The sequence below is a fragment of the Leptolyngbya sp. Heron Island J genome (genome assembly GCF_000482245.1).
GTDB lineage: Bacteria > Cyanobacteriota > Cyanobacteriia > Phormidesmidales > Phormidesmidaceae > Leptothoe.
Window position 1 is genome coordinate 75,224 of the sequence record NZ_AWNH01000005.1, and the last position, 15,220, is coordinate 90,443.

Genomic DNA, 15,220 nt, shown 5'->3' on the forward strand with positions numbered 1-15,220 from the left:
GGGCACCGCCCACCATGGAAGGAAAATCAAGGTTCGTCTTCAGACGATCCAGGTTCAGTGCTTGCATCAGGCCCTGATTGCGACAGTTTCAAAGGCGCTGATCTAGCCTCCAGTTTCTGGCTGTCTAGCTGGTCTGTCACTCGGCGCATGACTCCATTAATAAACCGATAGCCCTCTTCATCACTGTATCGCTTTGCAATTTCGATGGCTTCGTCAATGGCAATGCGCTTATCCACAGCCAGGTACAAAATCTCGGCCAGTGCAATCCTCAGAATGTCGCGGTCGACACGGGCCAATCGCTTCAGATTCCAGCCGACCATGGCACTATCTAACCGATGGTCAATTTCCTCGCGATGCTGAATCAGCTGATTGATGATGCGCGTGGCATAGGCCTGAATGTCTTTGCGACTAGCCATTTGCACAAATTCTGGCAGCTCTGTTGCCGCACCCAGACGGTTAATGGCGGTTTGAACCTGTTCAATTGCCTCTTTAACTGTTGTTTGGGCACTGCGCAGGTCGCCAGAGCGGGTTTCGCTATCGAGCAGTTGACGATTACCGCGCACCAGTTCTGCCGATGCGGCTTCTAAGGCTTCTTTTACTTCATTGGTCAGCGTCCGAGTCGCCTCGGTGAGCAATGTTTCAATAGATATGCCAGCAGGTTGCTTGCTGCGTTTAGGATCGTCCGTGAGCTGACTCATACCAAGGAGTGCAAGCTCACGGGCAATGCGACGGGATTGCATGGTAATGGGGAGTGGGGTGATCTAGCTCAGCTATCTTATCAGCCAAGAGCCTTAGGGATAGCAACTATGCCTGTTGATCAATGTTGACCAGTTCAACGGTGGTTTCAGGAGGGTTTGGTTTTTTAGGGTCTACCTGTTCAGCAATGGTATGGTCAGCGGCAGAGTTGTCTGAATCTTCGCTGTCCTCCTCTGGCAGTACAGCGGATTGATTGACTAAAGCCTCAGCTAAGTTAGGGCCAACGATACCGCCTGATAGCAATACTTTGAAGGCCTCTTCAATGGAAATGCTGAGGTTGACAACATCGGTTTCTGGCACTACGGCATACCAACCGCTGGTGGGGTTTGGCGTTGTCGGTACAAAGACGCTCAGCATCTTTGAATCTGGGTTCATGGAGGTGACTGAGCTGGTGACAAACGCAATTGCCCAAATGCCTCGACGGGGATATTCCACTAAAACGACGCGGCTAAACTGACTTTTAGTATCCTGCAGGACGGTTTCTAAAAGCTGTTTGAGTGTCTTATAAACTGACCCTGCAAGTGGAATGGACTGTAAAATCCGTTCACCCAGGTCGAGGAGCCACCGACCCGCAATATTACGGGCCATCAGACCAATCAGTAAAATTGCCAGCAGGGGTACAGCAAAGCCAATCCCAAGATTGATCAAAGCTACCAGGGCAGGATGCAGATCGTTAAAGGGGCTTAACTGCTTGGGAAACTTGGTCAGCCAACGAATCACCCAGCTGGCAACAGTGATGGTTAGCCAAATAGTCGTGGCGAGGGGAATAACCACCAGAAGACCTGCGATCAGGTCATTTTTCAAACCTTGCTGGAAGTGTTTAAGCACGGGCTGACGTCTCAGTTACAGTCGTAGCAACTTGTTGTAGTTAAATAAACGGACTAGGTAGTGCTGGTTTCAGAGAACTACAGTGTGATGCTGTATGGTTCATCACCATATCTATCCTAATTTATTTATGGCAAATGCTGGGATCGGTTGAGGGATCGGTCAAGGAATCGGTTTGCAAGAAAGAAAAAGAAGGGCGGAGATATAGAGGGCGGAGCAGTGCAGAGTTTGGTGTTATGGGGCAGGGCGTGTGGTGAAAATGGCAGGCTGGCTAAAGCTGGAGCATCTTCCGAGCCAGTGTGAGGTAGACGAAGACGCCGACGACATCGACGACAGTTGTGATAAACGGGGCTGACATCAGGGCTGGGTCAAAGCCTAGGCTCTGGAAAAGAATGGGTAGGGCCGCACCTGCACTGGAGGCCAAAATTGAGATTGCGAGCAGACTGCAGCCTACGGTAAGGGCGACACCGACATCAATGGCAGGGACCACATAGGATACGCCGGTGACCACTAGGCCCAGCATCAAGCCGAGAAAGGCTCCTGCGATCGCTTCTCGACGAATCACCCGAAAAGCTTCTCGCAGCTTTAGATCATCAGTATTTAAGCCCCGAATCACCACCGTGGACGACTGGGCACCGACATTGCCGCCCGTACCGATCAATAGGGGAATAAACGAGGCCAGTACTGCAAATTGCTGGATCAAGTCTTCCTGACTTTTAATCACAGCTGTGGTGAAGGTATTGGCGATCAGTAGCACTGACAGCCAGACGACTCGCTTACGGGCAACGGTGAGCAGGTTAGTTTGAAAATAATTATCCCCACCAGACTGAACTCCACCCAGGGCATAGATATCCTTGGTGGCTTCTTCTTCGAGAATATCGATCACGTCATCCACAGTGATGATGCCCACCAGGCGCTCTTCCGTGTCGACGACAGGCACCGCCAAAAAGTCATAACGCTGAATCAAGCGGGCTACTTCTTCTTGGTCATCCCCAGTTTGCACTGAGACAACTTCTCGAGTCATCAGCTCCCCGATGGTTCGGTCTGGCTGACCAGTGACTAAAATCCGCAGTGATAAGATGCCGGTCAAACGCCGGGCGCTATCAGTCACATACAGGTAGTAGACCGTTTCACTGACGCTGGCCAGCTTACGGATGTGGTTAAGTGCCTGTTCGACGGTCCAGTTTTCTTTGAGGGCAATGTACTCCGGGGTCATGGCCCGACCGGCTGTGCCTGCTTCATAGCCTAAAAGCAGGGCGGTGGATTTGCGTTCTTGAGCGCTAAGCTGTTGCAGCAATTGTCGTACTACTTTGGCGGGGAGTTCATCAAATAGGCGAGCGCGGTCATCGGGCGACATTTTGTCCACAATGTCGATGACATCCTGACGCTTGAAGTCTTCAATCAGAGTTTGTTGGATGCTGGAATCTAGATTTTCGTAGACTTCAATGGCTTCAGCTTTAGACAATAGCCGAAAGGCCAGGGCCTGCATGGTGTCGGGTAGCCCCTCAATGGCTTCAGCAATGTCTGCCGGTTGCACGGGGACAAGCAATGCCTTTGCCCCCTGGTAGTTGTTCTGTTCTAAAAGTACCTGGAGTTGCGATCGCACCAGTTCCCGCAGCTCCTTGCGCGAAAATGATGCAGTGCTTGTAGCCTGTTCAGTGTCCGTCAAGGAAGGTATGCCCAATCCAGTTGCCTATAGTCTAGTGGTGGAATGGGCCTAGAACGAAGAAAATCCTGCAAATTTCTTGGCAAAAAATTTTTAGAAGCAAAATATGGGCAAAAGATTGGTGGTGTTAGGAAGTGGGGAATAGACAACAGAGATTCAGGGAAAGATCCTATTCCACCCTCCCTAACACCACTAGCAAACCCCTACGCCACCTTTAACCCACGGTGTCTCAGCAGAGCATCGGTGCTAGGCTGACGCCCACGAAACGCCTCAAACACCTCCATCGGATGACGACTGCCACCCAACGCCAGGACCGTATCGCGAAATCGCTGCCCGGTTTCCTGTACTGCAGGTTCATTTTCAATCCCCACCTCCTCAAAGGCCGCAAATGCATCAGCACTGAGGACTTCTGCCCAGAAGTAGCTGTAATAGCCTGCTGCATAGCCACCAGCAAAAATATGACCAAAGCTGCAGAGGAAAGCGTCTTCTGCTAAAGGAGGCAGTACAGTCGTCTTCTGGGCCAGGCGGTCGCGTACATCCCAAATTGTTTCTGTACCATTTGGCTGGTAGCGGGCATGGAGTTCAATATCCAGCCAGCCAAAATTGACCTGTCGCAAAATGGCATTGCCCGTCATAAAGTTGCGAGCCGCCAGCAGCTTCTGATAGTCCTCTTCAGGTAACGGCGCTCCCGTTTCATAGTGTCGCGCCATTTTGAATAGGGTGCTGCGGTCGTAGCACCAGTTTTCCATAAACTGACTGGGCAGTTCGACCGCATCCCATTCCACATTGTTAATGCCAGCTGCCCCTGGATAATCCACCTGGGTGAGCATGTGCTGTAGTCCGTGACCAAACTCATGGAATAGGGTTTCCACTTCTCGAAAAGTCATCAGACTGGGGTTTCCATCCACTGGTGGCGACTGGTTGCATACCAGATAAGCCACCGGTAGCCGGGCTGGTTTTTCAAGATTCGTGTGAGCCCGCACAATGCACTCATCCATCCAGGCTCCACCGCGCTTTTCTGCGGGGCGACTGTAGGGGTCAAGGTAGAAGTAGGCCATCGGATTGCCACTGGCATCATTAATGGCAAAGTAACGCACGTCTGAATGCCAGACAGGGGCCTGTCCATCAGCTGCTGTGATGGTAATGCCAAAGAGCCGATGGGCCAGCTCAAACAAACCGTTCAGCACCTGAGGCAGCGGAAAATAGGGCCGCAGTTCTTCATCATTCAGGTCAAACTGGGTTTCCCGCATCCGTTCAGCCCAGAAGGGAATGTCCCACTGTTTGAGGTTATCTGCTGCGGGAGAGTTTTGTGCTTTTGCAAAGGCTTTTAGTTCTGCTAATTCTTTGACTGCCGCATCATAGCTGGCGCTACGCAACTCCTCCATCAAGGCTTCAACCGCATCGACCGAGGGAGCCATCTTTCTGGCGATGCTAAGGTCAGCATAGGTATCAAAGCCGAGCAAATGGGCCTGCTGTTTTCTGAGTTCTAAGGTTTTTTCAATCAGCGGTGAATTATTCAGGTCTCCGGAGGAGGCGCGACTGACATAGGCCTGGTAAAGCTTTTCTCGCAGGTCTCGCCGCTGGCTGTGCTTGAGAAATGGGCCATAGCTAGGAATATCCAGGGTGATGCGCCAAGGACCTAATTCTGCTGTTGCTGTTTCTTCCCCGGCGTCACGGGCAGCCTGAGCCGCCAAACTCAGCAAGCTAGGAGGTAATCCTGCGACCTCATCCTGGGTGGTCAGGCTTAAGCTAAAGGCTTTGGTGGCATCCAGTACGTGGTTAGAAAACTGGGTAGACAGCTCTGCTAGCTGCTGTTGAATTTGGTTGAACTGTTCCTTAGCTTCACCTTCTAAACCGACACCTGAGAGTTCAGCGTCACGGATAGCCGCTTCAACAATGCGCTGTTGAGCCGGACTCAAAGTACGATCTTCTGCCAGCTTTTTGAAACCGTTATAAAACGCTTTGCTCTGGCTTAAACGGGTAGCAAACTGGACCAGTGCAGGTTGGACAGCTTCATAGGCCGACCGTAGCTCGGGGCTATTTTTTACCCCCATGAGATGTCCTAAAACACCCCAGGTCCAGCCCAAGCGTTCGCTAATTTGGGTGAGGGGTTCTGCCAGAGCTTCCCAGGTGGGAGCCATGGTTTGTTCCAATGATTCTAGGGCTGTAGTCAGATCGCTAATTAGCTGTTGAATGGCGGATTCTACCTGATCGGGTTGAAACTGATCAAAAGGAGGTAGACCGTGGCCGATAAGAAACGGATTGGTTGTAGCGGGGGCACTGGTAGTTGCCGTAGAAGTCATGGTTTTTTGAATGAGAAATGAGGGTGACAGAATTTTCAGGAAATCTAGCTTCCCGGAATCATTCCGACTTAGCTCTATGTTACTTGGATTTTTTAGGGATGGGGAAACCACCAGGGGTCTCCCTACAGTGGAATGAGCATGGGGAAACCACCAGGGTGTGCCTGCGCGGTGTGATGGCGATGGCTATCGGGCTTCGAGACTTTCGGGCTCTAGAGCCTGAAGAATTCGAGCAGCTTGGGTGATGATGCTTTCACCGCCGTTGACGACGACCAGATATTCTCCAGCTTCGATGCGATCGCGATAGGGCGTTTCATTATCGTTAAACAATAGGGTGGGTCCACCGCCGATAAAAAAGCTGCCCATTAGACCCGATGCCGCGCCCAGGAAGCCCCCCAGGATTTGGTTGCCCAAAGTGCCCGTCCACTGAAACGTATTGAGGCCGGTGATGGTGTCAAATACAAAGCCGCCCCCAAAGCCAAAAGGGACCAGCCAGGTGGCCATCCGCCTCACCTGAGTCCAGGCGGCTTCTTTGGGGTTTTGCAGGCCAAACTCATCGGTGGTCTGATACCCATTACCGAGAATGGTGACATCGTCCATGGAAAAATTGCTGGACTCTAGCCTGGCATAGGCTTCTTCGGCGTTGGTGCGATCGCAAAAAGCAGCGACAAGGTATCTCATGGGTATAGAACTAATAACGGTTCCAAAGTAGGGCAAATCCCGATAGGTTCTATTATTCCTTGTTGGCCACCTTTTGGCTGTGGTGATTACCGGTCTATCTGAGCAACCTGTGGAATGATGTGTTGTGGGGAGAGAATGGGCCGATCGGTTTTTTGAGATGGCGAGATTTAGACGAGACCATCAACAATCATTCTCAGAGTTGATGGCTCAAATGTTGTTATCAAGCTGGGTTGTTGTCAAGCTGGCGATCACTGGAGCAAGATGCAGCCGCTAAAATGTGGCCAAGCGGTATAATTCTCACCCATGAAAATCTTGTTTAAACCCGTTCTCTGGTTTTGTGTAGCCACCCTATTGCTAGTGGGACTTTGGTTAAGACCCGTAAAAGCATCGCCTGCCCTGTTAGATCCTCGGCTGAATCGGTTAGAGTCACAGGTGAGATCGCTCCAGTCCCAGGTCAACCGTCTGCAGTCCCAAATACCTAGAGCCGGGGGGCGTCAGCCTGTTACAGACAACACACCACCTGCTCCTGATGAACCATCGTTGGATCAACAGTTTGATACCCTGGCAATTTTGATCATCGAATTGCAAGAGCGAGTCTCAACTCTGGAGGCAAGACTCGACGAAATAACAACTGATTCCTAATTCTTTAGGCGAAGTTAGCAACATCGTTTAAGTTGTTGCCAGTTTTTATTGGTGTTGCCATTGCTGAGATTGGTGTTATCATACGCAGCCCTAGGACGACCGGTTTATTTTTTTAAGATTGGCCAACATATCAGAGGATAAGCGCTGGCGACTAAGGTGATTCAGGCATCCACGGTGAATAGTTGCTGGATTGCGATCGCAGCCCAAATTCTGTTCGCCATCGTGTACAGATACGATAGCCATTACAGTACTCAGTGCATAATGCAACCTGGCCATAGAGATTAGTTAGAAAATTTATCAACTCCCGGATGACATCCAACATTGTTTGAAGTCTTAGTGAAGTCATCCTTCAACTCCGGATAGAACCCAACAGATCGAGCATGTTGGATTGGTAGATGCACCCTGATTCCGAGCCCTGGAGATGCATCTTTGGGGCTCTTTCTTCTCTTCTCGGGGAATAGTGTTGAGATTTACAGGTCATAGGAGATCAATATTCGTAAGATAGACATCGCCTACGATCCGGGCTGAATCAGAATTGTTCCCCAAAACTATGACTAAAACCTTTAGAAAAATTAGAGATATTAGCAGATCTGAGCATAGGCATTGTTTTCCCTCGACAATCAGACAGAATTGTTCCTAAAAAATGGCAAAACTTGCCTAATCCTGGAGGTTACTAACAAATTCTTGTTTACACAAAGTGACCTTTGAACGGCTTTCCTAGCTATTCTGCATAGCCTGTTCCTTAATTGCATCAATGATTTGACCGTTTGCTTTAGGAAATGGATAGCTCTCAATCTCGTCCAGGGTGACCCACTTAATTTCGTCACATTCAATAGGTTTAGGCTCGCCACTGAGGTGGGTGCAGTTAAACACATTTAGAGTCACCTTGAAGTGGCTATAGGCATGATTTACCGTAATTAGCCGATCATTCACCTGGATTTCGATATCCAGTTCTTCTTTAATTTCTCGCTTAACACAGTCTTCAACGGCTTCATTGGGTTCAATTTTGCCGCCAGGAAATTCCCATAAACCGCCAAGCAAACCTTCTTGCTTACGACGATCGATCAAGATACGGCCATCGTTGTCATAGATGACGGCAACGCCAATTTGCTTGTGGGGTAATGGAGCGCGAGATTCGGTCATGGGTAATTCAGACTGTAGGTTTTGATGGTAGGCGGCGCAGTGGGGTTGCCAGGGACACAGCAGACACGATGGTTGATGGCGGGTGCATAGAGTAGCGCCCAGATCCATGATGGCCTGGTTAAAGTCACGGGGTTGCTGTGGGTCCAAAATCTGTTCGGACAGCTGCCACAGCCTATTGATGGCTTTAGCGGGCGGTTGGGGCAGAGCCACCAGACGGGCCAATACCCGTTTCACATTACCATCCAGAATTGCGACGGGGAGATCGTAAGCGGCACTTAGGATACCACCTGCCGTGGTGCGACCAATGCCGGGAAGTGCGATCGCGTCTTCAAATTCCCTTGGAAAGACACCATTATGCTGTTCCACGATCAGCTGGGCGGCTTTATGCAAGTTGCGAGCCCGTGCATAGTAGCCCAGCCCTTCCCAAGCTTTCAGCACAGTTTGCTGTTCGGCCTGGGCTAACTCGGTCACCGTTGGAAACATAGCCAGCCAGCGTTGGTAATAGGGCCGCACTGTCTTTACCTGGGTCTGCTGCAGCATGATTTCCGAAATCCAGATAGCGTAGGGATCTCGACTACGCCGCCAGGGCAAGTCCCGCCCCTGCTCGCCATACCAACTCAGCAAAGCCTGACGCAGGGCTGGGGCTGATTTCTCCAGATTTAAAGTCCCATTAAAGCCTGAAGCAGAGGTCTTGGGTAAAGACTTCTGCTTCGAGGCATATCTGCCTGTGGCGCTATCACGCACCCTATGTTTTTGCTTAGCTTTACCCACTGCTGTGTTTGCTCATGCCATGGGTAAGCATTCTACAGCGAGCAGTTTAGAATGAATCACTCATTCAGATCAGTGCCTATGCTATCCATAATCGATGTTTCCATGGCTAGGCGCTGTTCAGCCCCCTTGAGAAAATATCCGCCCATCATGGCCGAAGCCAGCAAGCGACCCAGATTCTCACGGCTAGTAGTGACAGAAACATTAAAACCTTCAGATGGTAGTCCACCCAGCAACGCAATAATGTTGTGCTCCATTGCCTGCATGACATCGGTAGATACAGGACGTGAAAGCTGAGCAATCGTTTCAGGCTCCATAGATTGCACGTACTGCATTAAAGAATTGTCTTGTAAAGCAGCTCCGCTCATAAATCCAGCATTGGTGTTGTCGTTTGACTGATTAGTCATAATTCCCTCACTCGAAACGTGGCTAGTAGCGGCTGGCGAGCTGTTTGCCGCTGTAGTGCCACTTTAACAAAGCCATTTGTTTGGCCGTAGTGGGCAGAACCGAACTGAGAGGTGGGGATTATCAGATCTAGGGCTAGATTGTGGGCAATGACTAGCAATATTCATTACCGGGAGAGTTAGTAATTTCCTGAGCTTGAAGACTTGGGAATGGAAAACTTGCCAAAGACTAGGGCCTGTTCTATCAGGTCTACCTCCAGTTGTCTGCTGCCTGAACAATCAGGAATCCCTGACCCCTTTAGCTGACATCGCTGCTATCTAAGCTACAATTGTTAAGGTTTTTTACGAAACATCACACCGCTAGTTCTGGAAGTTCCAACCTAATGAGCCTTCCCATCCGCAACGTTGCAATCATCGCCCACGTAGACCACGGCAAAACAACCCTGGTCGATTCTCTACTTCAACAGTCCGGTATTTTCCGGGAAGGCGAAGATGTCCCCACATGTGTCATGGATTCCAATGACTTGGAGCGTGAACGTGGTATCACCATTCTTTCTAAGAACACAGCAGTTCACTACAAAGACACGCTGATCAATATTATTGATACCCCTGGTCACGCTGACTTTGGTGGCGAGGTTGAGCGCGTACTCGGGATGGTAGATGGTTGCATCCTGATTGTGGATGCGAACGAAGGGCCGATGCCTCAAACCCGCTTTGTACTCAAAAAAGCTCTAGAGAAAGGTTTACGTCCCATTGTGGTCGTGAATAAGATTGACCGCCCACGGGCAGAGCCCATGGGTGCTGTGGATAAGGTGCTGGATCTGTTTATCGAGCTGGGTGCTGATGACGATCAGTGTGATTTCCCCTATCTGTTTGCTTCTGGTTTGGCTGGCTATGCCAAAAATGAGCTAGAAGACGAAGATAAGGATATGCAGCCTCTATTTGAGGGGATTTTGCATCATGTTCCACCACCAGTTGGTGATTCTGACAAGCCTTTGCAGCTGCAGGTAACTACACTGGCTTACTCCGAATATTTAGGGCGTATTGTTATCGGTAAGGTTCACAACGGCACGATCCATGCTGGTGAGCAGATTGCGCTAGTCAAAGAAGACGGCAAGATTGTTAAGTCTAAAATTTCGAAGCTGATGGGTTTTGAAGGCCTACAGCGGACTGACATTGAAGAAGCTACTGCTGGCAACATCGTTGCAGTCGCCGGTTTTGCCGATGCCAACATTGGTGAAACCCTCACATCTCCTGACAATCCCCAAGCCTTGCCGCTGATTAAGGTGGATGAGCCCACGCTGCAGATGACCTTTGCCGTGAATGACTCTCCCTTTGCAGGTAAAGAAGGTAAGTTTGTTACCTCTCGTCAGATTCGCGATCGCTTAATGCGCGAGCTGGAAACTAACGTTGCCCTGCGTGTAGAAGAAACCGATTCCCCCGACCGCTTTGGCGTATCCGGTCGTGGTGAGCTTCACCTCGGTATTTTGATTGAAACCATGCGTCGTGAGGGCTACGAGTTCCAGGTGTCTCAGCCGCAGGTGATTTTCCGGGAAGTCAATGGCCAGCCCTGTGAGCCCTATGAGCAGCTGGTAATGGATGTGCCTGAAGATGCTGTGGGTGGCTGTATGGAGCGTCTGGGTCAACGTCGCGGTGAAATGCAGGACATGATGGTGGATGGCAATGGCCGCGCCCAGCTTGAGTTTGTGGTACCTGCCCGTGGTCTGATTGGCTTCCGGGGTGAGTTTATGCGCCAGACTCGGGGTGAGGGCATCATGAACCATAGTTTCTTGGATTATCGTCCCATGTCTGGTGATGTGGGTGCTCGCCGCAACGGTGTGCTGATTGCCTTTGAGGAAGGTGTGGCCACGTTCTACGCTCTAAAGAATGCTGAGGATCGAGGTATCTTCTTTATTGAGCCTGGTACGAAGGTATATAAGGGCATGATTGTTGGCGAGAATAACCGTCCTCAAGATCTGGAGCTGAATATCTGTAAAGCTAAGCAGCTAACCAACCACCGGGCAGCTAGTGGAGATGAGCTAGTGCAGCTGCAGTCCCCCCAGGAGATGGGACTAGAGCGGGCTCTAGAGTACATCGCCTCGGATGAAATGGTGGAGGTAACACCTGAGTCGATTCGTCTGCGCAAGATGCCGAAGAAGAAGCTGGCGAAGAAGCGTTAAGGGTTAGCTGATTCGTGTTTTATAAGGGGTCCTGATGATTGTGTGCTATCAGGACCCTTTTGTTTTGGAGGTAGAGATGGCTGGTGGGACCTAAAATGGGTGTTGGGTTGCAGAGCTTATGGGAGTAAGTTTGAAGGTATGGGTTTGGGTGAACCCAATCTACAGTTCTGGAGGCAACAACTCTTCTAGCGAAAGAACAATATCTGAAAAAGCGAGAGGAGAGATTTGTTGATCTTGTTTGAGGATTAGGTGACTGGTATATCCCATAGATGTAGGTGTGCGAAAAATGTGGAGCTGACGATTGGGAAGGTCCAGGACCCAGTAATCGTTGATTCCAGCTTGGGCATAAAGTTTGTCTTTAACTTCGCAATCTTGCTTGAGGGTGGAATCCGCTACTTCGACCACCAGGCAAATATCTTGTGGGGTGGGGTGATGGGCTGCATAGTCTAGAAAGTCACCTTTGACGATTACCAAGTCAGGTTCGGGTTCTGAGTAGTCGTCGAGTTGAATGGGGTCTTGGGTACTGACGAAGAATGGCTGATTTGTTAATGCTTGATCTAAAGCGTTTGCCAACAAACGTAGGGCGGTAACGTGGGGTGTTCCTTTGGCAATCATCAGGATGATTTGTCCTGCCAGGAGTTCGGTGCGATCGCACTCTGCCAATAGTCCGGCCTCTGCCATGCGGTGGTATTCATCCACGCTCCAGCGTTTCAGGGTCTGGGCATCAAAAGGTAGAGAATGCAAGGCAACCATAGCATCAGCCTGGGGACGTGCTGCGCTTATTTTAGCTGACATGAAAGTCATAGACATTCATGTTGGTACAGCAAACCTGCAATTGATAGAAGTTGAGAGACAGACCTGTACACAAATGCAGTCATCCCTATTTCATTGGCCCATCGTTACCTGGCCATTTGAAAGAAGCTGTAGATGAAGGTTTACGAATGGTCTTGTACCTTTGATTTCTACTGAGTAAAGTGAGCCTATGCTAGGCTTAAACCCAGGTTTCATAACGAGCTGAGGGTTCCTTATGGTTCAGGCGCGGGTAACAAGCCCGATGAATTTTGAGGCTTTTCTGGAATGGTATCCAGACGATGGCCGTCGGTATGAATTGATTGAGGGAGTTGTGGTTGAGATGTTGCCAACAGGCCCCCATGAAGATATCGGTGGCTTTTTGAGCGCAGAATTCAATTTTGAAATTCGGCGTAATAATTTACCCTACTCGATTCCTCGTACCTGTCTAGTTAAACCCCATGCAGAAGGATCGGGCTATATGTCTGATGTGGTCATCCTAAATCGTGAGTTATTAAAGCAAGAACCTCTCTGGCCCATGGCTTCAGTAATTCAAGATGGTAAAACGGCTCCTTTGGTTGTTGAGGTAGTGAGTACCAACTGGCGGGATGACTATGGACACAAGTTTGTCGAATATGAGGCCATGGGTATTGCGGAATATTGGCTGGTTGGTGCGACGTGAAAGTTGCACTTATTGAGTGAGAGGTCGTCCTCTCTGGGGATGTTCTTCTCCCCATCGTCACGTAACGGAGTCACTGACTCTGCCTACGTTGTTAGTAAGTAATGAACGCAATGGAATGCAAGGCACGAAAGCAAGACCACTGATAGCCTCCAACCGGTGGGAATGCAAGACGAAGACTGTTAAGGGTTAACGCCAGTGAATCATCATACGTTTCGTTACAGTAGCCGAGTGAAAGAGGCTGAAACACTCTGACCAAAAGGTAAGTGGGTGAGCTATCAAAGTCGATCAGTTGATAGTGAAGAATTCGCACTCCCACCGGAATATAGATGGAACCCGAAACAGTTGACTCTCATAGGTGCGGAACACGGTAAACCCGATGGGTTCTTTGAGGGGATTGACCTATCAAAGTAAGCAAACCGTAAGGAATGCCGAGAGACCCAGCGGGTAAAGGAATCTGGAGAAAGCGAACGCTGTGGGTAATGCCGCAGATAGAGGTTCAAACGTTACCTTGACCTGAAAGGGTGCTGACTTCCAGGGGGTCTCAACTGATAAACCAACGTAAGGGAACCTAATCTTTGTGAAAGATAGAGTCGGCAACGACATCGGAGCAAAGCCACCGTTAACGGACTGGTCTTCCTTAGATTGGAAGAGCATTAACAAACGTGTGCGGAACCTGAGACAGCGAATTTATCAGGCGACCGAGAAACACCAGTGGAATCGGGTGAGAAGCTTGATGAAACTGATGCTGCGCAGCTACACAAATCTGTTGTGGTCAGTGCGACGAGTAAGTGAACTCAACGCCGGACGAACCACCGCAGGCATTGATGGTCAAACGGTTTTAACGCCGGACCACCGGGTAAAACTGGTCCATCAGATGCACGTGTACAGCCTAGGGCAGGTACGCCCGGCCAAACGGATCTATATCCCCAAAGCCAACGGCAAACAACGCCCGTTAGGCATTCCCTGTATTCGAGACCGTGTCGCGCAAGCGATGGTTAAGAATGCATTGGAACCGTCTTGGGAAGCACGCTTCGAGGCTAACAGCTACGGGTTTCGCCCCGGTCGCAGTTGCCAAGATGCGATAGACCAGACGTGGATTCGTCTGAACAAAGGTCACGACAGTTGGGTGTTAGATGCCGATATTCAAGGCGCATTCGACAACATCAGCCATGACTTTATTCTGCAAGCGATTGGGCAATGCCCAGGTCGAGAGCTGATAAAACAATGGTTGAAAGCAGGATACATGGAAGCGGACGTGTTTCATTCCACCCCAGCGGGAACGCCGCAAGGTGGCGTGATATCGCCACTCTTGGCCAACATTGCACTCGATGGCATGGATGCCCTGCTCAAGCAGTTCCATGATATCAAGCCCTATAGGGTGCCTGCCTCGGGCAAACGAGGGAAACGCAAGGTTAGTCGCTATGGCTTCATTCGCTACGCGGATGATTTTCTGGTGACGGCCCGCAGCAAAGAGGCCATTGACGCGGTGATTCCGATTCTCCAGGATTGGCTGGCGGTGCGCGGACTGCGATGGCATCCTCAGAAGACTCGCATTATCCATAAGGATGAAGGTTTCGACTTCTTAGGATTTCACATTCAATCGCGACGGGGAAAGTGCCTGATTACACCTCAAGCAGACAAGGTGAACGCCAAACTGCATGAGGTCAGAGCTTGGCTCAAGGCCCATCTGCACACCCCGCCAGAATTCGTGATTCGATTTCTCAATCCTCGGTTACAAGGATGGGGACACTACTACCGACATGTCGTTAGCAAGCGAGTCTTCAATGCGATGGATGACCAGATTTGGAGAGCGATTTGGCGATGGTGTCTTAGACGGCATCCCAATAAATCCAAAACATGGGTGGCCAAGCGCTACTTCCAAACCCTAGGCCATCGGCACTGGGCATTCGCCGCGACGATTCAAACTTTGGCCGGTCATCAGAAGACGATTTCACTCTTTCGATTGGACTCGTTGACCATTCACCGGCATATCAAAGTTAAAGGCTCCGCTTCCCCGGACAACCCCAACCTTCGCGACTATTGGCTGCAGCGGCAATTGCAGCATGGCAAGCGGTATTGGGCCAAAGGCTCCAAATATTATCAGCTGGCACAGCGGCAACAGTGGCGCTGCCCCCAGTGTGGTGAGGCGTTGGTCGCTCCAAGGGGAGGTATCCATGCTCATCATCTTCATCCAGTTAAACTGGGAGGACGGGATACGAATGCGAATCTTGAACTTTTACATGCTCACTGTCACAGGCAAGTGCATGGACAGGCAGCCGCTGCCTCTCGATTGCAGGAGGCTTGAGCCGGATGAGAGGAAACTATCATGTCCGGTTCTGAGGGGGGAGAGGGGCTGTGAGGCTCTTCTCTCCTACCCAACAACA

At 50.3% G+C, this 15,220-nt stretch carries 13 protein-coding genes; 4 read left to right on the forward strand and 9 right to left on the reverse strand.

Going from position 1 to position 15,220, the window contains the following annotated elements; all coding sequences use genetic code 11:
• Positions 1-26: 26 nt before the first annotated feature.
• From nusB to N836_RS40690, 5 genes are all read right to left on the reverse strand, one after another.
• Positions 27-740 (reverse strand): transcription antitermination factor NusB, encoded by a 714-nt coding sequence (gene nusB / locus N836_RS40670; protein WP_023070237.1) that lies wholly within the window; start codon positions 738-740, stop codon positions 27-29.
• 64 nt (positions 741-804) lie between these two features.
• The gene (locus N836_RS40675) at positions 805-1,584 is read right to left on the reverse strand and encodes a DUF502 domain-containing protein (RefSeq protein WP_023070238.1); all 780 of its coding nucleotides are present in this window, start codon (positions 1,582-1,584) and stop codon (positions 805-807) included.
• 268 nt (positions 1,585-1,852) lie between these two features.
• A complete protein-coding gene (gene mgtE / locus N836_RS40680; RefSeq protein ID WP_023070239.1) occupies positions 1,853-3,250 on the reverse strand; it encodes a magnesium transporter in 1,398 nt (465 codons plus the stop codon).
• Positions 3,251-3,450: 200 nt separating this feature from the next.
• On the reverse strand, positions 3,451-5,550 hold the full coding sequence (locus N836_RS40685) for a M3 family metallopeptidase (protein ID WP_023070240.1): 2,100 nt from the start codon (positions 5,548-5,550) through the stop codon (positions 3,451-3,453).
• 183 nt (positions 5,551-5,733) lie between these two features.
• Positions 5,734-6,228, reverse strand: coding sequence for a hypothetical protein (locus tag N836_RS40690; RefSeq protein WP_023070241.1), 495 nt, complete (start codon positions 6,226-6,228; stop codon positions 5,734-5,736).
• 303 nt (positions 6,229-6,531) lie between these two features.
• Here N836_RS40690 and N836_RS40695 point away from each other — a divergent pair, with 303 nt between their 5' ends.
• Positions 6,532-6,870 carry a hypothetical protein gene (locus N836_RS40695; protein ID WP_023070242.1) on the forward strand — a complete coding sequence of 113 codons (339 nt, stop codon included), beginning with the start codon at positions 6,532-6,534 and terminating at the stop codon, positions 6,868-6,870.
• Positions 6,871-7,021: 151 nt separating this feature from the next.
• Here N836_RS40695 and N836_RS75535 read toward each other — a convergent pair whose 3' ends face one another.
• The 3 genes from N836_RS75535 to N836_RS40705 all read right to left on the reverse strand — a co-directional run bounded on the left by N836_RS75535 (position 7,022) and on the right by N836_RS40705 (position 9,188).
• Positions 7,022-7,216 carry a hypothetical protein gene (locus N836_RS75535; RefSeq protein ID WP_152532017.1) on the reverse strand — a complete coding sequence of 65 codons (195 nt, stop codon included), beginning with the start codon at positions 7,214-7,216 and terminating at the stop codon, positions 7,022-7,024.
• Positions 7,217-7,587: 371 nt separating this feature from the next.
• Entirely contained in the window at positions 7,588-8,784 is a 1,197-nt protein-coding gene (mutY, locus tag N836_RS40700; RefSeq protein WP_023070243.1) for an A/G-specific adenine glycosylase, read from the reverse strand.
• A gap of 56 nt (positions 8,785-8,840) precedes the next feature.
• A complete protein-coding gene (locus tag N836_RS40705; protein WP_023070244.1) occupies positions 8,841-9,188 on the reverse strand; it encodes a DUF760 domain-containing protein in 348 nt (115 codons plus the stop codon).
• 380 nt (positions 9,189-9,568) lie between these two features.
• On the opposite strand from N836_RS40705, the gene typA reads away from it, so the two are divergent.
• A complete protein-coding gene (gene typA / locus N836_RS40710) occupies positions 9,569-11,365 on the forward strand; it encodes a translational GTPase TypA (RefSeq protein WP_023070246.1) in 1,797 nt (598 codons plus the stop codon).
• Between the two features lie 159 nt (positions 11,366-11,524).
• Here the strand turns inward: typA and N836_RS40715 are convergent, their stop codons facing one another.
• Positions 11,525-12,118: a Uma2 family endonuclease gene (locus N836_RS40715; RefSeq protein WP_031291215.1), complete on the reverse strand. Its 594-nt coding sequence runs from the start codon at positions 12,116-12,118 to the stop codon at positions 11,525-11,527.
• 274 nt (positions 12,119-12,392) lie between these two features.
• Here N836_RS40715 and N836_RS40720 point away from each other — a divergent pair, with 274 nt between their 5' ends.
• Positions 12,393-12,836 (forward strand): Uma2 family endonuclease, encoded by a 444-nt coding sequence (locus N836_RS40720; protein WP_235071000.1) that lies wholly within the window; start codon positions 12,393-12,395, stop codon positions 12,834-12,836.
• Positions 12,837-13,413: 577 nt separating this feature from the next.
• Positions 13,414-15,141 carry a group II intron reverse transcriptase/maturase gene (gene ltrA, locus N836_RS40725; RefSeq protein WP_031291219.1) on the forward strand — a complete coding sequence of 576 codons (1,728 nt, stop codon included), beginning with the start codon at positions 13,414-13,416 and terminating at the stop codon, positions 15,139-15,141.
• The last annotated feature ends 79 nt before the right edge of the window (positions 15,142-15,220 follow it).